The 22239-nt window shown below is 74.0% G+C and carries 21 protein-coding genes and 1 pseudogene; 12 read left to right on the forward strand and 10 right to left on the reverse strand.

Annotation, left to right across the window (positions count from 1 at the left end; translation table 11 throughout):
* Window positions 1–16 precede the first annotated feature (16 nt).
* Both I3F58_RS01230 and I3F58_RS01235 read left to right on the forward strand, forming a co-directional pair.
* Window positions 17–820 (forward strand): NERD domain-containing protein, encoded by an 804-nt coding sequence (locus tag I3F58_RS01230; RefSeq protein WP_240106226.1) that lies wholly within the window; start codon window positions 17–19, stop codon window positions 818–820.
* A gap of 25 nt (window positions 821–845) precedes the next feature.
* Window positions 846–1415 (forward strand): annotated as a pseudogene (locus I3F58_RS01235) (GNAT family N-acetyltransferase).
* Window positions 1416–1446: 31 nt separating this feature from the next.
* Here I3F58_RS01235 and I3F58_RS01240 read toward each other — a convergent pair.
* Complete coding sequence (locus I3F58_RS01240) at window positions 1447–3276, reverse strand: choice-of-anchor A family protein (protein WP_240106227.1); 1830 nt, start codon at window positions 3274–3276, stop codon at window positions 1447–1449.
* Window positions 3277–3503: 227 nt separating this feature from the next.
* On the opposite strand from I3F58_RS01240, the gene I3F58_RS01245 reads away from it, so the two are divergent.
* From I3F58_RS01245 to I3F58_RS01265, 5 genes are all read left to right on the forward strand, one after another.
* Entirely contained in the window at window positions 3504–4304 is an 801-nt protein-coding gene (locus I3F58_RS01245) for a hypothetical protein (protein WP_240106228.1), read from the forward strand.
* Window positions 4301–5596 (forward strand): HAMP domain-containing sensor histidine kinase, encoded by a 1296-nt coding sequence (locus I3F58_RS01250; RefSeq protein WP_240106229.1) that lies wholly within the window; start codon window positions 4301–4303, stop codon window positions 5594–5596. The genes I3F58_RS01245 and I3F58_RS01250 overlap by 4 nt, the downstream gene beginning before the upstream one ends.
* A gap of 121 nt (window positions 5597–5717) precedes the next feature.
* Complete coding sequence (locus I3F58_RS01255; RefSeq protein WP_240106230.1) at window positions 5718–7106, forward strand: FtsW/RodA/SpoVE family cell cycle protein; 1389 nt, start codon at window positions 5718–5720, stop codon at window positions 7104–7106.
* Window positions 7103–8575, forward strand: a complete 1473-nt coding sequence (locus I3F58_RS01260; protein ID WP_240106231.1) for a penicillin-binding transpeptidase domain-containing protein — start codon at window positions 7103–7105, stop codon at window positions 8573–8575. Before I3F58_RS01255 ends, I3F58_RS01260 begins: the two co-directional genes overlap by 4 nt.
* Window positions 8576–8607: 32 nt before the next feature.
* Window positions 8608–9102: a DUF3291 domain-containing protein gene (locus I3F58_RS01265; protein WP_240106232.1), complete on the forward strand. Its 495-nt coding sequence runs from the start codon at window positions 8608–8610 to the stop codon at window positions 9100–9102.
* On the opposite strand, the gene I3F58_RS01270 is transcribed toward I3F58_RS01265, so the two are convergent.
* Window positions 9035–9517, reverse strand: coding sequence for a Uma2 family endonuclease (locus tag I3F58_RS01270; RefSeq protein WP_374207879.1), 483 nt, complete (start codon window positions 9515–9517; stop codon window positions 9035–9037). The two genes, I3F58_RS01265 and I3F58_RS01270, sit on opposite strands and share 68 nt — an antisense overlap.
* A complete protein-coding gene (locus I3F58_RS01275; RefSeq protein WP_240106329.1) occupies window positions 9504–10601 on the reverse strand; it encodes a ferritin-like domain-containing protein in 1098 nt (365 codons plus the stop codon). Before I3F58_RS01275 ends, I3F58_RS01270 begins: the two co-directional genes overlap by 14 nt.
* 237 nt (window positions 10602–10838) lie before the next feature.
* Between I3F58_RS01275 and I3F58_RS01280 the strand changes: the two genes are divergently transcribed.
* The 4 genes from I3F58_RS01280 to I3F58_RS01295 all read left to right on the forward strand — a co-directional run bounded on the left by I3F58_RS01280 (window position 10839) and on the right by I3F58_RS01295 (window position 13729).
* On the forward strand, window positions 10839–11774 hold the full coding sequence (locus I3F58_RS01280; protein ID WP_240106234.1) for a diiron oxygenase: 936 nt from the start codon (window positions 10839–10841) through the stop codon (window positions 11772–11774).
* Between the two features lie 75 nt (window positions 11775–11849).
* Window positions 11850–12584, forward strand: coding sequence for a TetR/AcrR family transcriptional regulator (locus I3F58_RS01285; protein WP_240106235.1), 735 nt, complete (start codon window positions 11850–11852; stop codon window positions 12582–12584).
* Window positions 12585–12594: 10 nt separating this feature from the next.
* Complete coding sequence (locus I3F58_RS01290; RefSeq protein WP_240106236.1) at window positions 12595–12906, forward strand: hypothetical protein; 312 nt, start codon at window positions 12595–12597, stop codon at window positions 12904–12906.
* A gap of 64 nt (window positions 12907–12970) precedes the next feature.
* The gene (locus I3F58_RS01295; RefSeq protein WP_240106237.1) at window positions 12971–13729 is read left to right on the forward strand and encodes a hypothetical protein; all 759 of its coding nucleotides are present in this window, start codon (window positions 12971–12973) and stop codon (window positions 13727–13729) included.
* A 210-nt stretch (window positions 13730–13939) separates the two neighbouring features.
* Here I3F58_RS01295 and I3F58_RS01300 read toward each other — a convergent pair whose 3' ends face one another.
* The 6 genes from I3F58_RS01300 to I3F58_RS01325 form a co-directional block, all read right to left on the reverse strand.
* Window positions 13940–14269 carry a hypothetical protein gene (locus I3F58_RS01300; RefSeq protein WP_240106238.1) on the reverse strand — a complete coding sequence of 110 codons (330 nt, stop codon included), beginning with the start codon at window positions 14267–14269 and terminating at the stop codon, window positions 13940–13942.
* 198 nt (window positions 14270–14467) lie between these two features.
* Entirely contained in the window at window positions 14468–15706 is a 1239-nt protein-coding gene (locus I3F58_RS01305; RefSeq protein ID WP_240106239.1) for a styrene monooxygenase/indole monooxygenase family protein, read from the reverse strand.
* Between the two features lie 17 nt (window positions 15707–15723).
* Window positions 15724–16344: an ATP/GTP-binding protein gene (locus I3F58_RS01310; RefSeq protein ID WP_374207880.1), complete on the reverse strand. Its 621-nt coding sequence runs from the start codon at window positions 16342–16344 to the stop codon at window positions 15724–15726.
* Window positions 16325–16723 carry a DUF742 domain-containing protein gene (locus I3F58_RS01315; RefSeq protein WP_240106241.1) on the reverse strand — a complete coding sequence of 133 codons (399 nt, stop codon included), beginning with the start codon at window positions 16721–16723 and terminating at the stop codon, window positions 16325–16327. Before I3F58_RS01315 ends, I3F58_RS01310 begins: the two co-directional genes overlap by 20 nt.
* Window positions 16723–17319: a roadblock/LC7 domain-containing protein gene (locus I3F58_RS01320; protein ID WP_240106242.1), complete on the reverse strand. Its 597-nt coding sequence runs from the start codon at window positions 17317–17319 to the stop codon at window positions 16723–16725. The genes I3F58_RS01315 and I3F58_RS01320 overlap by 1 nt, the downstream gene beginning before the upstream one ends.
* Window positions 17316–20492, reverse strand: a complete 3177-nt coding sequence (locus I3F58_RS01325; RefSeq protein ID WP_240106243.1) for a nitrate- and nitrite sensing domain-containing protein — start codon at window positions 20490–20492, stop codon at window positions 17316–17318. Before I3F58_RS01325 ends, I3F58_RS01320 begins: the two co-directional genes overlap by 4 nt.
* 469 nt (window positions 20493–20961) lie before the next feature.
* On the opposite strand from I3F58_RS01325, the gene I3F58_RS01330 reads away from it, so the two are divergent.
* Complete coding sequence (locus I3F58_RS01330) at window positions 20962–21744, forward strand: protein phosphatase 2C domain-containing protein (protein WP_240106244.1); 783 nt, start codon at window positions 20962–20964, stop codon at window positions 21742–21744.
* On the opposite strand, the gene I3F58_RS01335 is transcribed toward I3F58_RS01330, so the two are convergent.
* On the reverse strand, window positions 21729–22214 hold the full coding sequence (locus tag I3F58_RS01335; protein WP_240106245.1) for a MarR family transcriptional regulator: 486 nt from the start codon (window positions 22212–22214) through the stop codon (window positions 21729–21731). The genes I3F58_RS01330 and I3F58_RS01335 overlap by 16 nt on opposite strands.
* Window positions 22215–22239: the final 25 nt, after the last annotated feature.

The raw sequence follows: 22239 nt of genomic DNA on the forward strand, positions 1-22239 counted from the left end.
GTCGGGGGTGAGGTGCGTGACCGCGTTGTTACGAGTGACGCCGACCGGACCGGACGGCCGCGAGCGGTACTTCGTGAGTCTCCGGGACGGCCGGACCGTGGCCTGGTACGAGCCGGGGAGGGCGGGTGGGCGGATCTGCCTGCTCGACGAGGTGTACGCGACGGAGGCCCGCGCCGCTCTGGCGCCGTATCTGACGGGTGAGGTGACGGCGGGTCCGCCGCCCGTCCCGACGGCCGCGGAGCTGGCGGGGATGGCCCTGCACCCGGACGACGACCTGGCGCCGAACCGCCCGGCGGAGGACCTGCTGACGGGCGGGCGTCCACAGCCCGGCAGGGAGCGGCGGCTGAAGGCCGAGGTGGCCGCCCGGGAGCGCGTCGGGGAGGCGCTGGACCTGCTGGGTGCGGCGGGGTGGCGGGTGCTGCACGCGGTGCCGTCACCGGTCGCGGGCGACGGGATCGACCACCTGGCGATCGGGCCGGGCGGCACGCTGGCCGTCCGCACGGTGGCGTCGGCCCGCCGGGCCCGGGTGCGGGTCGGCGACCCGCAGGTCACGGTGGGGCGCGGTGACCCCCGGCCGCTGCTGCGGTGGGTCCGGCGGGACGCCGACCGCGCGGCTCACGCCCTGGCTGCGGCGGTGCGCCCGGTCCTGGCCTTCGCCCACGCCGCCCGGGTCCCGGTCCCGCCGTCCCTCCAGGACGTCCGCATCCTCCGCGCCGACCAGATCCCGGCACTCGCCGGTCTGTCCCCCGCCCTGAAACCGACCGAGGTCGAATCCCTGTACGCCATCGCCCGCGACCGCCGAACATGGCTGAACACATAGCAACGGAGGGGACCGGTGGGGCACCATGAGCGAGATGTGGACCGGTGAGGAGGTCCGTCTGCGGGGCGTCGGGCCGGAGGATTGGAAGGGCTTTCCGTGGCCTGGCGGTCCAGAGCACCGTCGATGTCCGCAACGCCGACCTGGACGAGCCGCCACGCTCGGAGGAGAGCTTTCGTGTCTGGACCGCCGGGCGGGCCGGACGTCCGCCGGGGGCGAGGCGTTCCGGCTGGTGATCGAGGCGCTGGCCGACCGGGCCTTGGCCGGGCCGGTGACCGTCGGCGAAGTCGGCCGGCGTGCGGGACGGTTCAGGACCGGCACCGGGATACCCCACGGCCTCCGCCGCAGAGGGTGTGCGGCGGAGGCCACGGAACCGGTCCTCACCCATGTGTTCACCGAGCGGCTCTACAACAAGTGCGAAGTGGAGGTCTACGCGTTCAACGACTCCTCCCCCGCGCTCTGTCGCGGGCCGGGATTCGTCGACGAAGGCCGCCTCCGTCGGCATGAGTTCTTCACCGGCGCGTACCACGACGTGGTGCTGCTCGGCCTCACCGCCGCCGGGCACCGGGACGGCCACCGGCGCCCGCCGGTGCGGTGACCGTCACCGTCCCGCGTACTCGCCGTCGGCCTCAGGGACAGGAACCGTAGCCCTCCTCGCCGCCGTATCCGTACCCCTCGTCCCCGTATCCCTTGTCCTCGCAGGAATCGTCGCCCCGGCTGTTGGCGAGCCGGGCGATGACCAGTTCCTGTTCGGCGCTGAGGGTGTACGGGCCCGCGACGGGGTCGGCGGGGAGGGTGTAGCCGTCCGGTACGGCGGTCTCGCGCAGGTAGTACGTGCCGTGGTCCAGCTCGTCGAAGGCGCACAGGCCCACGGCGGTCGTGGTGCAGGCCGCGCCCGCCCGCGCGTCCGGGTCCGCCCCGCCGGTCTGGAGGCCGTCGCGGCCGTTGCTCTCCCGCCACAGCTCGAACGTCGCGCCCGCCAGCGGCAGGCCGCTGTCGGCGTCGGTCTTGAAGAGCTTGACGGAGCCGGTACCCGGCGGAATGGGACTGCGGCGGTTGGCGGCGGTGACCGAGACGCCCGCCGACGCGTTCTCCTCGGTCAGCACCAGCGGACCGAACACCGACGGCGACGGAAGGTCATAGCCGTCCGAAGCCTCCGTCTCCTGCCAGTAGTACGTCCCCGTCCCCACCGACCGCGCGCACACCCCGTCCGCACCCGTCGTACAAGGCCCACCCACCTGCCTGTCCGGATCCGCCCCGCCCGTCTGCAGGCCCGGCATGCCGTTGGACTCCTCCCACAACCGGAAAGTCGCCCCCGACAGCACCGAACCGGTCTCCGCGTCGGTCTTCAGCACCCGCACCTGACCGGTCGTCACCGGGGCCTCGCCGCAGTACGGGAGGTCGCCGTTGAACGGGTAGGCGTGGAACTCCTGGCCGCCGCCGCCCGTGGCGGCGCTGGTGTGGGTGAGGGAACCGGTCGTGAAGAAGCGGCCGTTGATGCCGGGGAGGGTGACCGTGGTGCTGGACGACTGCTCGCCCATCAGGAAGCTGCCCTGGAACTGGCCCGTGCCGGTGAGGTCCACGGCCGTGGCGTCCGGGAAGTTCCACAGCAGGCGGTCGCGATAGGCGTTCAGCGGGTCGGTGGCGTCGTCGATGCCGCCGCTGTACGTGTTGATGGTGCGGTCCGCGCCCAGGACGTTGACGAGGATCGTCGCGCCGGCCGGGATGTCCGCGAAGGCCACGCCCTGCTGTCCTCCGGTCGGACCGGCGAGGTCGAAGTCGACGTTGAAGACCTGGAGCGCCGAGGTCCCGTCGCCGGTGAACAGCGTCTGCCAGCCCTGGTTGACCGCCGTGCCGGTGGGTGTCCTCGGTACGCCGTCCACCCGCGCGTAGCAGCGGCTGGCCGTGGTCAGCCGGTCGCGCAGGGCGGTGTAGGGGGCCACGGCGTCCGGGTCGCCGACGACCGTGGCCAGGACGGTGCCGGTCACGGTGCCCGCATGGCGTACGACACCGGCCTCGGCCAGCACGCGCTCCCCCGGTGCCACAGTGATGTCGCCGCCGGTGGTGAGCCAGTCCGCACCCGCGGGAGGCGGTACCCGGGAGCCGACACCGGCCTCGCCGACGTTGTAGGCCTGGCCCGCCCCCGGGTCCTTGTCCATGTCGAAGGCGTCCAGGACGACCACACGTCCCTCCGCCTCGGCGGCGGCGCCCCGTACGTGGAAGTCGTCACCGACGAAGATGTTGATCGCGTTGTCCCGGCCCGCGACGAGGCCGTTGTCGATCCCGGGGAACGGGTCGGGGCAGTCGCCCGGTACGCAGGGGCCGAGCCCGCCGGGCAGGGGCGCGGCGACTGCGGCTGACGCTCCCGGTCCGAGCATCAGCACCGGTACGGACACGAGGGCCAGGGCGCAGGACAGCCCGGCCGAGCCGGCCCGGCGCCGAGGGGTGTGGTTTCTCATGATCGGAGTCTCGGGTCCCCTGACGGAGCCCACCACGTAGGGAACCCGCCGTTCCTCCGGTCGGGGAGACGCTCACCGCGAAGCGTGACGCGGTACTGCCGAACGGAGCAGGCCGCCGGTACGGGCCGCCCTCGCGGGCCGTAACCCCCGCGCCGCGCCCCGGGAGCCGCCCCGCGAGGGGCGTACGTATCGTGGCTGCTCGGACCTTGACACGCACCAGGAGCACCGTGACCCCGCACCGCCCCCGCCTCCCCGCCCGCGCGGCCCGGCCGCTGCTGCCGGTCGTGCTGGCGTCCCTGATGCTTCCGCTGGCCGCGGGGTGCGGTGACGCGGGTGAGCTGAAGAGCGCGGGTGCCACGCCCACCGCGGTGGGGCCGGTACGGCTCTGGCCGGACCTGCCGCCGGTCACGGCGCCCCCGCACGACTACGGCGAGGACGACACCGAGCGGGTGCCCGGTATCGCCGTGCCGGACCGTGACGTGCACCGGCTGGACGCCGTGAAGGTGCTCCGGGCGGAGGTGGACGCCGACCCGGACACGTTCCGCGGCGCCGCCGACTTCGACGACGCGACGGCCCGGCGGATCAGGGAGTGCGGCGACCGGCCCGAGGCCTGCCCGCTGCTCAGGCCCTACTACCGGGACCTGACCGGGGACGGCGAGGACGAGCTGATCGTCGCGGTGCGGATGCCCGAGCAGTGGGTGGCCGTCCGCTGCTACATGCCGGACCGGCATGGCGGGCTGACCCGCGTCATGGCGGCGGAGGAACAGATCGTGAGCGTGGAGGCCGCGGGCCGCGACCTGATCCTGCGGTCGGCATCCGCGGGCATCCCCGGATACGAGTACCGGACCGCGTGGTCGTGGGACGAGCGGCAGGGCACCATGCTGCCGACGCGGGACGAGATCGTCCGGGTCAAGCCCAGCCCGCCGGACCTGGACGGGGACCGGGACGTGACGCGTGCTCCCGACGTGGGCCCGGCGCCCGCTGAGGGCCCGGAGCCCGCGCCCTCCTCGCAGGGGAGCGCGCCGTGAGTGTCCGCCGCGTCCCCCGGGCGCCCCGCCGCCCCGCCTGGACCGCGACCCTCACCTGGAAGGCCGCCGTCTTCATCACGCTGATGTGCTGCGCGCTCGCCGCACTGCTGGGCGCGCTGGTGCACGTCTCGGTGACCCGGCAGACCGTGGACTCCTCCCGCGAGAAGGCGCTGGACCGGCTGACGGAGGTCACCCGGGCGTATGAGGAGGGCACTCCGCTGCCGCCGGGCGCGGGCGTCGACCCGCAGGGGCTTCCGGCCTCGCTGCGGGACCTGGCCGCGCGGGGCAGCCGGGGCACCATGGTCGCGGACTTCCAGGGGCGGCCGGCCATGTGGGCGGCGGGTCCGGCGGACGGGCGGGCGCTGGCCGTACGGGTCGACTACACGCTCGGCGCCCGCACCATCGGCGGCCTGGACCAGGCGATCCTCGGCTCCTCGGTGCTGGCCATCGGGGCGACGCTGCTGGTCGGCTGGTTCGCGGTGACGCGGGTGACCCGGCGACTGCATCTGACCGCGCAGGTGGCGCGGCGGATCAGTGCGGGCGATCTGGACGCGCGGGTCAACGACCCCCGCACGAAGGACCCCTCGCGCCCCCAGGACGAGGTGGCGACCGTGTCGGGCGCGCTCGACACCATGGCCTCGTCGCTGCAGGGCAAACTGCTGAGCGAGCAGCGGTTCACCGCGGACGTGGCACACGAGCTGCGGACACCCCTGACGGGCCTGTCGGCGGCGGCCGAGCTGCTGCCGCCGGGACGGCCCGCGGAACTGGTGCGGGACCGGGTGCGGGCGATGCGGGCGCTGACGGAGGACCTGCTGGAGATCTCCCGGCTGGACACCGGCGGCGAGACCGTCGACCTGGCCGTGTACGAGCTGGGGCCGCTGGCGCGACGGGTGGTGCGCGCCTCGGGCACGGACACCTCGGTACGGATCGTGCGGGACACCAGGGTGGAGACGGACCGCAGGCGGCTGGAGCGGGTGCTGGGCAATCTGGTGGCGAACGCCCACCGGCACGGCCGCCCGCCGGTCGAACTGGTGGTGGACGGGCCGGTGGTGACGGTCCGGGACCACGGCGAGGGCTACCCGGCCTATCTGGTGAAGCACGGGCCGCAGAGGTTCCGCACGGAGAGCGGCGGCAAGGGGCACGGGCTGGGCCTGACGATCGCGGTGGGCCAGGCGGCGGTCATCGGTGCGGAGCTGGAGCTCGACAACGCTCCGGACGGCGGCGCGCGGGCGCGGCTGACGCTGCCCGAGTACGTGGATCTGTCGGACGGGCCGGTGGCAGGTCCGGACTAGCGGGCGCCGGCCGAGAAAGGCGGGACGTCCTGCCGGGGTATGCGCTCTCCCGGGGGCCCGGACGGACCCAACCCCTCCGGCATAAGGGACATAACACCCGCATCTTGCTACCTTCCCCTGCATGACCGACGCGCCGCCGCACCCTCCGCTCCCCCAGAAGCGGCGTGGTGTGGAGCTGTCCCTCCTGGTCGGCGCCGTCCTGTGCGCCGTGCTCGGGTACGCGAACGTCGGCCTCGCGCACAGCGGCGCCGTGCCGCCGGACGTCGCCGGGTACGGCGCCGGGCTGGGGTTCCTCGCCCTGCTCGCGCACCTCGCGGTCCGGATGCGCGCCCCGTACGCCGATCCGCTCATCCTGCCGATCGCGGTGCTGCTCAACGGGCTGGGACTGGTGTTCATCTACCGCCTGGACCTGGAGACCCCGGCCGACCGGGCGGCGACCACCCAGCTCGTCTGGTCGGCACTGGGCGTGGCGCTGTTCACGGTCGTGGTCCTCTCCGTACGGGACCACCGACTGCTCCAGCGGTACGCCTACGTGTCGGTGGCCGCCGCGCTGGCGCTGCTGGTCCTGCCGATCTTCTTTCCCGCCGTGAACGGGGCCAAGATCTGGGTGCGGGTCGGCGGACTGTCGTTCCAGCCGGGCGAGTTCGCCAAGATCCTGCTGGCGGTGTTCTTCGCCGCGTATCTGGCGGCGAACCGGGGTGTGCTGACGCGCGGCGGACGCCGGACTCTGGGGACCCGGCTGCCGCCCGGGCGGGTGGTGGGGCCGGTGGTCGCGGTGTGGCTGATCAGCGTGGGCGTACTGGTGCTGGAGCGGGACCTGGGCACGTCGCTGCTGTTCTTCGGACTGTTCGTGATCCTGCTGTACGTGGCGACGGGGCGCACCGGCTGGGTCGTCATGGGGCTGCTGCTCGCGGCGGCCGGGGCGTACGCGGTGGGGTCGCTGGAGCCGCACGTGAACGGCAGGGTGGAGGACTGGCTGCACCCGTTCGCGTCGATCGAGGCGGGGCTGGGACCGGGGCAGCTGGCGCAGTCGCTGTTCGCGTTCGCGGCGGGCGGGGTGTCCGGGACGGGCCTGGGGCTCGGGCACTCCTCACTCATCGGGTTCGCCGCGAAGTCCGACTTCATCCTGGCCACGGCGGGCGAGGAGCTGGGGCTGGCGGGCCTGACCGCGCTCTTCCTGCTGTACGCGCTGCTGGTGGCCCGGGGGTACGGCGCCGGGCTCGCGCTGCGGGACCCGTTCGGGCGGCTGCTGGCGGTCGGGCTGGCCTCGATCCTGGCGCTCCAGGTGTTCGTGATCGCGGGCGGGGTGATGGGGCTGATCCCGCTGACGGGGATGGCGATGCCCTTCCTGGCGCAGGGCGGCTCGTCCGTCGTCACGAACTGGGCCATCGTGGCACTGCTGATCCGCCTCAGCGCCTCGGCCCGCGCCCCGCGCGCCGCCGCCCCCGCGGTGCCCGCGCCCGCACCGGCGGGCGCGCAGGACACCCCCGTACGCAAGGAGGCCCGTTGACGCGATGTATCCGCCGTGCCGCCGCAGTGTGTGTCGTCCTCCTGGTCGCGCTGCTGGCCAACGCGGCGCGCGTGCAGGTAATGGAGGCGGACCGGCTCGACAAGAACCCGGGCAACCGGCGTCCCGTGCTGGAACGGTACGCGGCGCCGCGCGGCGCCATCCTGGTCGACGGCGAGCCGGTCACCGGCTCCAAGGACACGGGGCAGCTGCTGCGGTACGAGCGGACGTACACCGACGGGCCGCTCTACGCGCCGGTGACGGGCTACGCCTCGCAGACGTACGGGACGACACTTGTGGAGCACGCGGAGGACGCGCTGCTCTCCGGGACCAGCCCGCTGCTCTCCCCGCTGCCCTTCTGGAGCGGCACCGGCAGCGGCACCCGCCGGCCCGGCGGCAACGTGGTCACCACCATCCGCTCCGCGCTCCAGCAGGCCGCCTACCGGGGGCTGTCGGGGCGGCGTGGGGCGGTGGCGGCGATCGAGCCGTCGAGCGGACGGATCCTGGCGCTGGTGTCGAGCCCGTCGTACGACCCCGGCCTGCTGTCCAGTACGGGCAGCCAGGCGGCGACGGCCTGGGCGCGGCTCAACACGGCCCCGGCGAAGCCGATGCTGAACCGGGCGATCCGGGAGACCTACCCGCCGGGTTCCACCTTCAAGATCGTGACGGCGGCGGCGGCACTGGACGCCGGTGTCGTCACGGACGTGGACGCCCCGACGGGCGTCCCCGATCCGTACGTGCTCCCCGGCACCCGCACGAGGCTGCCGAACGAGGCGAAGGGCTGCGCGGACGCGTCCCTCGCGTACGCGGTGCGCTGGTCGTGCAACACGGTGATGGCGGCGCTTGGGGTGAAGGTCGGGGCGGGCGGCATGGTGAAGACGGCCCGGGGCTTCGGCTTCAACGACCCCGGCCTGCGCATCCCTTCCCGGGTGGCCCGCTCGAACATCGACGCGAACATGAGCCCGGACCAGCTCGCGCTCTCGTCCATCGGCCAGTACGACACGAAGGCGACCCCGCTCCAGATGGCGATGGTGGCCGCGGCCGTGGCGAACGGCGGGGAGGTGGCCCACCCGTACCTGGTGGAGGAGACGACGACGGCCTCCGGGGGCCTGGTCCGGCAGACGATGCGCCGCACCTACGCCCGCGCCATGAAGCCGTCGACGGCGGCGCGGCTGCGGGCGCTGATGGTGGACGTGGTGGAGCACGGCTCCGGCGGCAACGCGGGCATCGAGGGTGCGGAGGTCGGCGGCAAGACCGGCACGGCCCAGCACGGAGTGGGCAACGAGGGCACCCCTTACGCCTGGTTCATCGGCTGGGCGCAGGCGGCGGACACGTCCCGCCCGGCCGTGGCGGTGGCGGTGGTCGTGGAGGACGCCTCGGCGCGGCGCGAGGACATCAGCGGCGGCGGCAGTGCGGCCCCGATCGCCCGGGCGGTGATGGAGGCGGCGATCTCACTGGGCGAAAGGAGGTGAACGAACAGCCGTTCCACGATTAGCGTGCGCCCATGACCACCACCAACACCCCTTTCCAGCTGGCCCAGGTGAACCTCGCCCGACTGAGACACTCCTTGGAATCTCCCGAGTTGAAGCCCTTCGTCGACGGCCTCGATCCGGTGAACGCCGTCGCGGACACGGCGGACGGCTTCGTGTGGCGCCTTCAGACGGAGGGCGGCGACGCGACGGCGCTACGGGTGTTCGGCGACCCGTCGATGCTGATCAACATGTCGGTGTGGCGGGACGCCGAGTCCCTGAAGGCCTTCATGTACCAGGGACGACATCGCGAGCTGCTGGCCCGCCGTCACGAGTTCTTCGAGCGGGTGAGGGAGCCGATGGCAGCCCTGTGGTGGGTCCCGTCCGGTCACCGCCCGACTCCGGCCGAGGCGGAGTCCCGGGTCCTCCACCTCCGCGCCCACGGCCCGACCCCGTACGCCTTCACCCTGCGGGACCGCTTCCCGCCGGGCCCGGCGGAGCCTGTGGCCTCCACGGGCGACGCCGGTTGACAGCGACGAGGCCGATGCCGAGGGGGAAGGGGACGGGGACCTTGAGCCGGTCGTGGAAGATGCCGGACGGCACGTATGACCTGGCGGACGGATCAAGCTCGTAGACGTGGACGGCCGGCGGCCCGTTGTTCTCCTCCACCCGCCCGAAGTGGGGCACTCCGGCCCGGGCGTACTTGCGGGGCTCGACCTCGCGGTCCCTCTCCTCGGAGTCTTCGGACACCACCTCGACGGCGAGGACGACGCCCTCCGGCCTGACCCAGGTCTGCCCCGGGCCGGCGCCGGCGTCGACCGGCACCACGAGGACGTCGGGCCCGGGCCGGTTGTGCTCGTCCAGCCTGATCCTCATCTCCCGGACGGCTTCCAGCTTCTCCGGCGCCTGAGCCGTGCCTGCGCCCGGCGCCTCATGCCGTGGCACCGGCCCCGTCCGCGATCGCGTCCGTCACCTCCGCGACCCGCTCGGCCTCCTCCTGGGCGAAGCGTTCCGCGTCCAGGCGTTCCGCGATCTCCTCGTCCTGGGCCATGAGGAGGTCCAGACTGGAGTCGCCCAGGTCGAAGACCCCCATGTCGAGGTAGGCCTTCTGGAGGCGTTCGCCCCAGAGGCCGATGTCCTTCACGCACGGGACGATGCGGCTGAACAGCAGTTTGCGGAACAGGTGCAGGAACTCGGACTGTTCGGACATGGCCTCGGCTTCCTTCTTCGGGATGCCGAAGTTCTCCAGGACCTCCACCCCGCGCAGCCGGTCGCGCATCAGGTAGCAGCCCTCGATCACGAACTCCTCGCGTTCGCGCAGCTCGGCGTCGGTGAGCTGCCGGTAGTAGTCGCGCAGCGCCATCCGCCCGAAGGCGACGTGCCGGGCCTCGTCCTGCATGACGTACGCGAGGATCTGCCTGGGCAGCGGCTTCTTCGTGGTGTCGCGGATCATGCCGAAGGCGGCGAGCGCCAGGCCCTCGATGAGGACCTGCATGCCGAGGTACGGCATGTCCCAGCGGGAGTCGCGCAGGGTGTCGCCGAGCAGCGACTGGAGGTTGTCGTTGATCGGGTAGAGCAGGCCGATCTTCTCGTTCAGGAACCGGCCGTATATCTCCGCGTGCCGCGCCTCGTCCATGGCCTGGGTGGCCGAGTAGAACTTGGCGTCCATGTCGGGGGCCGACTCGATGATGCGGGCCGCGCAGATCATGGCGCCCTGCTCGCCGTGCAGAAACTGGCTGAACTGCCACGACGCGTAGTGGCGGCGCAGCTCCGCGCGGTCCTTCGCGGTCATCTTCGACCAGTGCGGGGTGCCGTGGACGGTCATGGCCTCGTCCGGGGTGCCGAGCGGGTCGTACGGGTCGACCTCCAGGTCCCAGTCGATGCGCCGGGCACCGTCCCACTGCTTGTCCTTGCCCTTCTGGTACAGCGCGAGCAGCCGGTCGCGGCCCTCGTCGTACCCCCAGGAGAACCGTGCGGCACCGGAGGCGGGGACCTCCCAGGCGGGCGCCGCGGGGCGGTTCGCGTACAGGGCGTACGGGTCGCGGCCCGGGTCGCTGCTCGGGTCGCTGCTCGGGTGGTGGCTGGGCACTGGCGGCTCCTTCGTGGTCCGAGGGGCAGGCTCCATGGTGCGGGACAGGGTTCGAACAACTGACGCCGGGGGGATTGACGCCCTTGCTGACAGCAAGTCTCATAAGACTGTCCCCCAGATCTCCGTCGTTGAACACCCCCCGAACTCCCCCTACCGGAAGGCGAGGTGGCCGCGCCCATGACGACCGCGTCCGAACCCGACCTGCGACTGCTGCGTGACGCGCTGGGCCCGTTGCGGGACCGCGAGCAGGTCGCCGCCCGACTGCTGGAGTCCTCCGCCAAGCACTCCTTCGACCCCGACCGGGAGCTGGACTGGGACGCGCCGTTCGAGGACGGCAAGTGGTCCTGGCCGCCGGAGCTGGTGTCCCTGTACGACACCCCGCTGTGGCACCGGATGTCCGAGGAGCAGCGCATGGACCTGGCCCGGCACGAGGCCGCCTCGCTCGCCTCCCTGGGCATCTGGTTCGAGATCATCCTGATGCAGCTGCTGGTCCGGCACATCTACGACAAGTCCGTCACCAGCAACCACGTCCGGTACGCGCTCACGGAGATCGCCGACGAGTGCCGCCACTCGATGATGTTCGCGCGCCTGATCCAGAAGAGCGGTGCCCCGGCGTACCCGGTGCCGCGCGTCTACCACAACCTGGCGCGGATCCTGAAGACCGTGTCGACGACGCCGGGGTCCTTCGCGGCGACTCTTCTGGGCGAGGAGATCCTCGACTGGATGCAGCGGCTGACCTTCCCGGACGAGCGGATCCAGCCGCTGGTGCGCGGGGTGACCCGGATCCACGTGGTGGAGGAGGCCCGCCACGTCCGGTACGCGCGCGAGGAGCTGCGGCGCCAGATGGTGACGGCGCCGCGCTGGGAGCAGGAGTTCACCCGTCTCAGCTGCGGGGAGGCGGCGCGGGTCTTCTCGGTCTGCTTCGTGAACCCCCAGGTGTACGAGAACGTGGGCCTCGACCGCCGGCAGGCCGTCGCGGCGGTGCGGGCCAGCGGCCACCGCCGGGAGGTCATGCAGACGGGTGCGAAGCGTCTGACGGACTTCCTGGACGACATCGGCGTCCTGCGCGGGCCGGGACGGCGGCTGTGGAGGAGCTCGGGGCTGCTGGCGTGACACCGGGGCTCCGCCCCCGGACCCCGCCCCCGCACCCCCACCCCGCCCGCACCGGCCCCGCAGTACCCTGCCCGCATGACGAGTGCCCCCTCCCCCGCTCGCCCACCGGCCTACCGCCGCCTCAGTGTCGAAGCGCGCCGGGAGCAGCTCCTGACCGCCTCCCTGACGCTCTTCGCCCACCACGCCCCCGAGGACGTGTCCCTGGACGACGTGGCCGAGGCGGCCGGGGTGTCCCGCCCGCTCGTCTACCGCTACTTCCCCGGCGGCAAGCAGCAGCTCTACGAGGCCGCCCTCCGCTCCGCCGCCGACGAACTGGAGCTGTGCTTCACCGAGCCCCCGCAGGGCCCGCCCACCGAACGCCTCGCCCGCGTCCTGGACCGCTACCTCGCGTTCGTGGACGGGCACGACGCCGGTTTCAGCGCCCTCCTCCGGGGCGGCAGCGTCGCGGAGACGTCCCGTACGACGGCGATCGTGGACGAGGTGCGCCGCGCAGCGGCCGAGCAGATCCTCGTCCACCTGGACGTCCCCGACCCGGGACCGCGGCTGCGCATGATGGTGCGCACCTGGATCGCCGCCGTCGAGGCCGCCTCGCTCATCTGGCTGGACGAGGGCAAGAACCCGCCCGCCGCCGAGCTGCGCGCCTGGCTGGTGGACCACCTGGTGGCCCTGCTGACCGCGACGTCCGCGACGGACCCGCAGACCGCGCGCGTGGTCCGGGGCCTGCTGGCCCTGGAGACCCCGGACGGCCCGGTCGGCACGCTGGCCCGCCGCGCGCTGCCCGTCGTGGCCGAGGCGAGCCACCTGCTGTGACACTGTCCTCGTGCACAGCGAGAACACCCCCTTCCACGGCGGCCCCCTCGACGGCCGCGTCCTGCCGGTGCTGACCGGCATGACCGGCCACCCGCCCAAGTGGTACGTGGTCCCCGTCCCCGACGAGGACGGCGGCCCGCCCACCGTCCACGCCTACCGCCGCGTCCCCGCCGGCCACACCAGACGCCTCGGCCTCCAGCGCGGCTGGAAGTACGAGTACGAGCCGGCCGGCCGCGAACGCCGCGCGCTCAGGTGGCCCTGGTCCACACCGCAGGGCCCCGCAGCACGGGGTTCCTCGCCGCAGGGTCCCCCACCGCAGTGAGAGCGTTACCCCGAACCGCCCATTCCGCACATGAGCATCCCATCTGACGCTCCATCATCCCGGCATGGGCCTCCGTACGAAGACAGCCGCCACCGCGACGGCGATGCTGGCCGCCGCGCTCCTCCCCGTACCGCATCCCGCGGCGGCGGCACCCGACGACCCGCGCCCCCGCCCGGCGCCCGAGGCGGCCCCGCCGGCCGCCCTCCCGGGCCTGCTGGACCGGCTCCGCACGCTCCACCGGGACGCGGAGGCGGCGGAAGCGGCGTACCGGGAGTCCGACGCGCGGCGGAAGACACTCACCACCAGGACGGCCGCTCTCACCGCCGGCCTGACCGGGACCCGCGCCGATCTCGCCCGCGCCCGGGCGGCCGTCGGCCGGTTCGCGCGGGCCCAGTACCAGGGCGGTGGCCCCGGCCTGCCCGTCGCGCTGCGCCTCCTGTTCGCGCGCGACGCGCAGGCGGTGCTGGAGCAGGGCCGGGTGCTGCGCCGGGCGGCCGAGCGGCAGGCGGGTGAGCTGGCCCGGCTGGAGGCCGCCGAGAAACACGCGGGCGCCCTGGCCGCCGCTTCCCGCGCGGCCCTGCACCGGGAGCAGCTCCTGCTGGCCGGCCGCCGCGATGCCCGGGACGCCGCCAGGCTCCGCCTGCTGGAGGCCGCGAGGGCACTCGCGGAGCTGCCGCCGTCGCAGCTCAGCCCGCCGGAACCGGACGCCGGTGCCGGTACCGCGGCCAGGCCGCACAAGCCACCGCCGCCACGCCCAGAGGAGGCACCACCCCCCAGGGAAGCCCCACCAGGAGGGCCGGATGCCCCACCACGAAGCAGGTGACCGCCATGGTGACGACCACCGCCTTGCCGTAGCGCCCCCAGGTGAACGGCTCACGGCCGTCGGGCCTGACCAGCCATACCGCCCCCGACCAGAACATGAGCGCGGCCCGCAGTCCCCGCGAACACCCCGATCACAGCGGCCGTCTGCGGCTCGTCGAGCGGCTCCCCGGAGGAACCCTGCCGTAGCTCCCCCTTGCCGAGCACCACGACGTCACCGCGCCAGACGGTCCCGGCCACCCGGTGCGAGGTGCCGGAGCACCGGCCCCGGGTCGCCGAACAGCACGTCCCCGTTCCGGAAGGGCCCACCGGACACGGTCGCCCGCCGGTCCCTCCGCCTGTTCTCCACGTCCTGGACAGTGAAGGTGACGTCCCGCAGACCGTCCTCCCAAGGACGGGCCGGTGCCTGGGGGACGCGCGCCTCGGCCGCCCTGCCCGCCTCGTACCGCTCACGGTCGTGCGGCAGCCACCTGTCGAACACGGGGCAGCCGCCCGCAGCGGGCACCAGGGACGGCAGGATCGGCGGCGGCCCCGCGAGCCGCACCGGTCCCGGCTACGGCCGCGCGCCCGTCTCACGCCCCGTCGCCGTCGTGCCCCGCCCTTTCCACGCATCCGCCCGCAGGCCCCGCGGCCCGGACGGCCGCAGTCTCTCCCGGCGGGAACCAGGCAGGCGACGGGCGCGGCAGGCACACCGGACCCCCCGCTCGCTGCCGCTTCCCGGCGAGTGCGCGGAAACCGGCCGTCAGAGCCGCGGGCTCACCGACTCCAGGTACGCGGCCGTGCGCTGCGCGTCGTAGAAGTACGACGCGAAGTCCGACGGGTCGTCGAAGCCGTTGGCGAAACGGTCCGCGACAGGGGGCAGGTCCGCGGCCGCCCCCAGCAGGGTGAGGACGTGCTCCGGCGGCGCCGCCAGCATCGCGTTGGTCCAGGTGGTGGCATGCCGTGCCGTCTCCCAGTAGCGGTCGAAGGTCCGCCGCATCCACGCCTCGTCGAACGGGCCGTCGCCGTGCTCGACGACGGACGCCAGGTACGACGCCGCGCACTTGGCCGCCGCGTTCGCCCCCTGTCCGGTGATCGGGTCGTTGGCGACGACCACGTCCGCGACTCCCAGGACGAGGCCCCCGCCCGGCAGGCGGCCGACGGGCTCACGGACGGTCGGGGTGTAGCGCCCGGCGAGCGTGCCGCCCGCGTCGGTCAGCTCTGCCTTCGTGGCCCGGGCGTACTCCCAGGGTGTGAAACGTTCCATCAGGTCGAGAGTGAGGGCCAGGTGCTCGACCGGATCCGTGACCGACCGGAACACGTCCAGCGGCCCGCCCGGCACTCCCTCCCAGAAGAGGATGTCCGCCCGCCCGCTCGTCGTGAGGGTCGGCATCACGAACAGCTCGCCCACCCCGGGCACCAGGTTGCAGCGCACCGCGTCGAAGTCCGGGTGCTCCGGGCGCGGCCCGAGCCCGTGCACATACGACGCGGCCAGCGCACGCTGGGGCTCGCGGTACGGGGAACGCGCGTCGTCCCGGGGGAACAGCGACACCAGCTCGCCCTTGCCCGCCGCGACGAGCACCAGCTCGTACATGCGGGAGAAGTAGTCCAGGTCGGACAGCGCCGCGCCGTGGATCACGAGCTGGCCGCCGCGCCGGACGAAGGTGTCCAGCCAGCCGGCCATCTTGACCCGCTGGTCGACGGACTGGGCGTACCCGTCGAGCCGCCCCACCCAGTCGACCGCCCGGTCCCGGCCGGGCCCGGCGACGGAGACCCCGACGCCCTCGATGGCGGGTGCCTGCGGCTCCCAGAAGTTGATCCCGAGGTCCCGTTCGTGCTGGAGCGCCGTGTCGAACATGCACTGCGTGGACATGACCCGCCCGTACCGGATCTCGTCGGAGGTGCGGTTCGACATCAGAGTGATCTCGTACCCGCGCGCCTGGAGGCCCAGGGCGAGCTGGAGCCCGGACTGACCGGCGCCGACGATGAGGATCTTCCGCATGGCTGTTCCTTACGGTCTTACGGGGTCTTGTCCAGCGCGCGGGTGACCAGCGCCAGCAGTGTCTCGACGACCGAGATCCGGTCCCGCGCGTCCATCACCAGGACCGGCACGTCCTCCGGCACGCTCAGCGCGTCCCGTACGTCCTCCGGGGCGAACCGCTCCGTGCCCTCGAAGTGGTTCACCGCGACGAGGTACGGCAGGCCGCAGGTCTCGAAGTAGTCGAGCGCCGGGAAGCAGTCGTCCAGCCGCCGGGTGTCGGCCAGCACGATCGCCCCGATGGCGCCGCGCACCAGGTCGTCCCACATGAACCAGAAGCGCCGCTGTCCCGGCGTCCCGAAGACGTACAGCACCAGGTCGTCGTCGAGCGTGATCCGGCCGAAGTCCATGGCGACGGTGGTGCTGAGTTTGCCCGGGGTCGCGGAGAGGTCGTCGGTGCCCGCGCTCGCCTCGGTCATCAGCGCCTCGGTGCGCAGCGGCGTGATCTCCGAGACGGCGCCGACGAGGGTCGTCTTGCCGACGCCGAAGCCGCCCGCCACGACGATCTTGGTGGCGGTGGGCGCCTGCGTGCGGTCGAGCTGCCAGGCCCGCACGTCCTCGTCGCACGGGGGCACGGAGGGGTCAGAGACGGCGGAGACCACTGAGCACCCTTTCCAGCAGCGCGCGGTCGGGCCGGCCGGTGCCGTGCCCGGTGCCGTAGACGCGCAGCTTGCCCTGGTCGGCCAGGTCGCTGATGAGGACCCTCACGACGCCGAGAGGCATCCGCAGCAGCGCGGAGATCTCCGCGACGGTACGCATCCGGCGGCACACCTCGACGATGGCGCGGGTCTCCGGCATGGATCGCGCACCACCGGTGCCGGACTCGCTGCCTTCCTGGGCGGCGACGAAGGTCTCGACGAGAAGGACGTGGCCGAAGCGGGTACGGCCGCCGGTGACCGAGTATGGGCGCACCCGCGAGGCGCGGTGCCCTTCTCCGCGGACCGGGAGACCGCCGACTGTGGTGGCCGACAGGGCGCTCATCACCGCACCTCCCGTCGGGCGAGCTTCGGCCTGGCGCCCGCCGACGCGGCCGGGGCGGCGGTCCGCTGCCCGTCCGGCTCCAGCGACGCGCGCAGTTCGCTGCGGAGCCCGGGAGTGAGGACGTGTCCGGCCCGGCCCACGAAGAGCGCCATGTGGTAGGCGACCTCGCCCAGGTCGCAGTCGGCCGCCGCCCGGACGCCGAGGAGGGAGCCGTCGCTGATCGCCATGACGAGGACGGTGCAGTGCTCCATCGCGACCATGGTCTGCCTCACCTGGCCGCCGTCCATGAGGTGGGCGGCGCCCACGGTGAGACTGGCCAGCCCGGAGACGATGGTGGCGAGATCGGCGCCGGAGCCGCGCGGCGAGCGGCGCGACGGACCGGCGACGGCGTCCTGCCCGGCATCCGCCTCGCCGTCCGGACCGCCGGCCGTGTCGGAGGAGAGCAGCAGCAGCCCGTCCGACGAGACGACGGCGACCGAGTGAATCGCCGGAACCTCCCGCACGAGGTCGCCGAGCAGCCAGTGGAGGCTGCGCGCCTCACTGCTCCGTCTGTCCGCCCTGTGGGTACCGGTGTCCGCGCCGGTCGTCGCACTCAACTGCGTGCCTCCTCGCCTGTGTCCCCCGTTCCTGGTGACGCTTCGGTCTCTTGCGTACGTGTGGTGCCGGAGCCGTCGGCGGCCTCGGCCTCGGCCGCGCGCCGCCCGTCCTCGGCCCCCCGCTGGAACCCGCCGAGTCTGCGGCGCAGCTCCTCCGCGTCGACCTGCCCGGTGCGCTCCGGTCGCGGCGCGACGGAGTCGACCTGCTGCGGCGTGCGCTTGGGCAGCCCTTTGCCGGTGAGGGACGCGGGCTCGGTGGACGCGGGGTCGGCGGCTGCCCGCCCGGGTGCCTCGGCGCCGCCCTGCTGCGGCAGCCGGACCTGAAGGGTGGCCTCCCGCGCGTCGGGGGCGGGCTCGTGATCGTCGGCCGACGCGTCGGCGCGGTGTTCGAGGGAGCCGGCGGCCTCCGCCTCGGAGTCCTGCGGCTCGGCGCCGGCGGACACCGGGGTCACATCCTGGGAGGGGGTCGCCCGGTGGCCCTCGGGCTGGTCGCCCCCGGCCGTCTGAGCCTCCGCCGTGCGGGCGCCGGACTCGGACACCCCGGCCTCCGGAGCCCGCGGGTCCGGGCCGGTTGGCGGGGAGCCGGCCTCAGCCGCCGCGTGGTCACCGGTTGCCGTCACCTCGGGCTCCGGGTCCCTCGGCCCCGGCGCGGACCCGTCCCCGACGGCGCCGGACGCCCCGGAGACGTCGGCCTGAGCGGGTTCGGCGTCCGGGGTTCCGGCGTCACGGAACCCGGCCGCTTCCGGCTCGGGCGGGGTGGCGGGCGCCCCCGGCGCTCCGGCCGCGCCGGGCAACCCGGGCTCGACGGCCCCGGGCTGCGGACCTTCGCCGGTCTCCGCGGCGGGGCGGTCGTCCTCGGCACCGGGCGCGAAGGCCCCGACACCGGCCTTCCCCGGGGCTTCGGGCGCGGGTGGCTCGGGCGCGGAGCCGTCGGCGCCGGACGCCTCAGCCGTCTCGGGCTCCGGCTCGACAGCCCCGGGAGGGACCGGGCGAGGGCGTGGCGGCAGGGCGTTCTCGTTGGCCTCGGCGACGGTGCCCGGAAGGGTCAGCGTGGGGGCGCCCTGGGCGAGGGCGACCGCCGGGGGGCCCGCCGTGAGCGGGGCCTCCGGCAGCAGGACCTGCGGCAGCACGGCCACCGCCGTCACGCCGCCCTGCTGGTCGTCCTGCAGTTCCACGCGTACGCCATGACGCGCCGCCAGCAGCGCGGTCACACGCAGACCGAGACCGTCGCCCTCCTCGCCCCCCTCGGGTGCGCCCCGGGACGGCTCCGCGAGGCGTGCGTTGAGAGCAGCCAGCCGTTCCCGCGTCGCTCCGACGCCGCTGTCCGACACGGACACCGTGACGTCGCCGCCCTCCACCAGCCACGCGGAGAGCCGCACTCCCGCGTCCGGCGCCGAGAACAGTGTCGCGTTCTCCAGCAGCTCGGCCAGCAGATGGCTCAGGTCGTCCGCGGCGTCGCCCGCCACATAGGTGTGGGGCGGCAGCGACTGGATGGCCACCCGCTCGTACTGCTCGATCTCGCTGACCGCGGCCCGCAGCACGTCGACGAGCGGTACGGGTTCCTGGTGCGCGTGCCGGTGCTCGTGGCCGGACAGGACGAGCAGGTTCTCGCAGTGCCGCCGCATCACGGTGGCCATGTGGTCGAGCCGGAACAGCGTGGCCAGCCGCTCGGGGTCCTGCTCGCGCTCCTCCAGCTTCTCGATGACCGTGAGCTGCCGTTCGACGAGCGCGAGCGTCCGGAGGGAGAGGTTGACGGAGGTCGCGGCCGTGTCGTCGGCGGTGTGCCGCAGCCGCTCCAGCTCGGCGGCGAGCCGCCGGGTCTGCGCCAGGGCGTCGGTCCGGTGGGCGGCGAGTTCGGTGGCGGCCGACTCGGGCCCGCCGTCCCCGGCCGCGGGCGTGCGTTCCCGCACCGGCGCGTCCGGCGCCTGCGCGCGCGCCGCGAGGGCCTGCAGCTTTCCGTGGAGGGTGTTGAGGGACCGTACGGCCTGGGCGAACTCGTCGTTCCGGCCGGTGAACCGGATCGGCTCCTCGGTCTGCGGCGACGGGGAGTCCGCCAGCCGCGCCGCGCCCCGGCGCAGCACCGCGAGCGGCCGGGTGAGCGAGCGGGCGACGGCCGTGGACACCGCGACGGCGACCAGGAGGCAGCCCCCGAGCAGCGCGATCCGCAGCTCCAGCGTCGTCACGTCCTCGTCCCGGAGCCGTTCCATGCTCTCGATGCGGGCGGTGGCGAGGGCGGACTCGACGCCGCGCATCTGCTCGACGCGGGCGGTGAGCGCGGCCTCCAGCTTCTCCGGGTCGGTCCGCTGCTCCTTCTCGGACAGTTCGGTCCGGTCGGTGAGCGTGCCGAGGAACTTCTCGGCGGCGGTGACCTCGGGGCCGGTGACGGTGGCCGCGAGGGACTCGTGCGCGGCGGGGTCGTCCTCCTGCCCGAAGTCCGCGAGGGCGACCTGCTCACGCACCCGGGCCAGGTGGGCGGCGCCGCTGAGCTGGTCGCGGGTGCGGGCGGCGGCCTTGGCGGCGGGGTCCTCGCGGGTCACGTACGTGCCCGTGGCCGGGTCGAACTCGGTGTGCCCGGGGGCGTCGGTGCCGGGCACCGCGAGGGCGGCGAGCAGCAGGCCCCGGGTGGCGGAGGCGCGCTCGGTGGCCTGGCCCAGCTCGGCGGGCGCGCGGCCGACGCTGTCGGCGCGGGCGGGGGTGCGGTCGCTGAGCCGGGCGGCGAGCGCCTGGAGCCTGCCGATGACCTCGGTGTAGGAGCGGTGCACCTCCAGGGCGGTGCCCGTGCCGGTGAGGGCGGTGCGGCGCAGCTCGGGGACGCCTGCGAGGACGCGGCGCAGGTCTTCGGGGGCGGCGGCCCTGATCTCCGCGATCTGGCGGTCGACGCGGGCGGTGCCGGCGCCGGGAGGCCGGGTGTTCCGGGACTTCCCGTCCTGGGCGTCGGTCCGGCCGGGGTCGGCGTCGTCCGTCGCTCCCTCTCCCGTGTTCCGCCCGGCCGCGACGTACTCCGTGACCGCGTCCCGCTCGTCCGCGAGGGAGTGCGCGAGCGTGACGGCCTGCCGGTTGAGCTTGGCGAGGGTGACGAGCCCCTGCGACTCCGTCAGATCGGCCGAGGTGGCGAGCAGACCGGGCGCCCCGGCGCCGACGACCGTGATGCCGACGAGTGCGACACCGGCCACCAGCCGACTGCGTACACGTACGCGGCGCCCGCCCGGTACATGGGGATCGCCGGGAGTGTCACTGCGCTTCTGCACCGGTGCTCACATTCTTGAACTCGTTCGCCCATGAAGCAGAGGTGACGACCGGTCACACGCGCGAGCCCCCACCCCTGGCACGGCCTCCGACCATTCCAGCCCTCATGGGAAGGGAGCACCCATCGGCCGCCCCGCCACCCGAACGAGTGAACAACACTCCACAGTTGGCGAACAACTCGCGTGCTCACGCGCGGGGCCGGACGCGGAAGGCCGGGTTGGACCTTCCACGCGGGCTTTGGCAGGATGCGCGCCCGCATGTGCCCACGGCCCTCCGAGATCTCCGGAGAGCGTCCCCGGGCACCGGCCCCGGCCTGCTGGTACAGGCCTTTCGCGGCGTATCACCCCCTGTGCGCGGCGTGAGGGGACCCGGAGGCGGTCCGGCACACTGACACCCATGCACGTGGAAACCGCCTCGATCCCCGGAAGCCCTGAACGCCCCAATGAGGACTGGTCCGCCACGGCTGTTCCGGCGTCGGGCGCCGGTGGCGCCGTGGTCGTGCTGGACGGGGTGACTCCGCCCGCGGGGGAGGACGGCTGCGTACACACGGTGCCGTGGTTCACGGCCCGCCTCGGGGGCGCACTGACCGAACTGTCCGGTTCGCGGCGAGACCTGACACTGACGGAGATCCTGGCGGAGGCAATCCGGCGCACCGCAAACCTCCACCAAGGCACCTGTGACCTTTCTCACGTGCGTACGCCCCAGGCGACGGTCGTTCTGGCCCGCTGGGACGAGGAGCGGGTGGAACACCTGGTGCTGTCGGACTCGGTGCTGCTGCTGGAGTCGCCGCAGGGCGCGGTGCGGGCGGTGCGGGACGACCGGCTGGACGGGATCCCGCGCGAGGTGCTGCGCTCGCACGAGGCGACGGACCGGCTGCGCAACGCGGAGGGCGGGTTCTTCACGGCGGCGGCGGACCCGGGCGTGGCGGGGCGGTCGGTGACCGGGGTGACCCCGCGCGAGGAGGTCCGGGCGCTGGCGGCGCTGACGGACGGGGCCGCGCGGTGGGTGGAGCTGTTCGGGGCGGGCGACTGGGCTCAGTGCGTCACGCTCCTGCGGAAGGAGGGCGCACGGGGTCTCCTGCGGCGGGTGCGCGGACTGGAAGCCCTCCACGCGGAGGCGGACGGCCCGCGCCGCTGGAAGCCGCACGACGACGCGACGGCCGTCTACGCGGAGCTGTGACGCTCGGCGCGGGTGTTGAGCTGGTGGAGGAGCCGGGCGAGTTCGGCGACCTCGGTACGGTCCCAGTCGGAGAGCTTCCGGACGTACCGGGCGCGGCGGGCGTCACGCACGCGGCGGAAGCGGGCGCGGCCGTCGTCGGTGATCCGTACGAGGGACGCGCGGCCGTCCGCCGGGTCGGGCGTGCGGCCGATCAGCCCCAGGCCCTCCAGCGCACGCAGCTGACGGCTCATCGTCGCCTTGCCGACGCCGAAGTACGCCGCCAGGTCGGTGGCCCGCTGGGCGCCGGCTTCGTCGAGCCGGACGAGCAGCCCGTACGCGGCTGGTTCGAGGTCCGGGTGCACCTCGCGGGCCATCTCGCCGGACTGGGCGCGGGCGCGCCGCAGGAAGACCGCGAGCTCACGCTCGAGCGCGAGGAACTCCTGGTCCACCCCGGGCTCCGCCGCGCCGCCCTCTGCCCCGCTTTCCTGCACGTCACACCTCTCGCACGCGTCGCGG

This window comes from Streptomyces sp. MUM 203J (genome assembly GCF_022414595.1).
Classification (GTDB): domain Bacteria; phylum Actinomycetota; class Actinomycetes; order Streptomycetales; family Streptomycetaceae; genus Streptomyces.

Excerpts from the sequence above, each read along its gene's own strand:
- I3F58_RS01255 (WP_240106230.1), top strand. The coding sequence starts at position 5,718 with ATGACCGACGCGCCGCCGCACCCTCCGCTCCCCCAGAAGCGGCGTGGT.
- I3F58_RS01280 (WP_240106234.1), top strand. The coding sequence starts at position 10,839 with ATGACGACCGCGTCCGAACCCGACCTGCGACTGCTGCGTGACGCGCTG.
- I3F58_RS01285 (WP_240106235.1), top strand. The coding sequence starts at position 11,850 with ATGACGAGTGCCCCCTCCCCCGCTCGCCCACCGGCCTACCGCCGCCTC.
- I3F58_RS01240 (WP_240106227.1), bottom strand. The coding sequence starts at position 3,276 with ATGAGAAACCACACCCCTCGGCGCCGGGCCGGCTCGGCCGGGCTGTCC.
- I3F58_RS01295 (WP_240106237.1), top strand. The coding sequence starts at position 12,971 with ATGGGCCTCCGTACGAAGACAGCCGCCACCGCGACGGCGATGCTGGCC.
- I3F58_RS01330 (WP_240106244.1), top strand. The coding sequence starts at position 20,962 with ATGCACGTGGAAACCGCCTCGATCCCCGGAAGCCCTGAACGCCCCAAT.
- I3F58_RS01305 (WP_240106239.1), bottom strand. The coding sequence starts at position 15,706 with ATGCGGAAGATCCTCATCGTCGGCGCCGGTCAGTCCGGGCTCCAGCTC.
- I3F58_RS01315 (WP_240106241.1), bottom strand. The coding sequence starts at position 16,723 with ATGAGCGCCCTGTCGGCCACCACAGTCGGCGGTCTCCCGGTCCGCGGA.
- I3F58_RS01265 (WP_240106232.1), top strand. The coding sequence starts at position 8,608 with ATGACCACCACCAACACCCCTTTCCAGCTGGCCCAGGTGAACCTCGCC.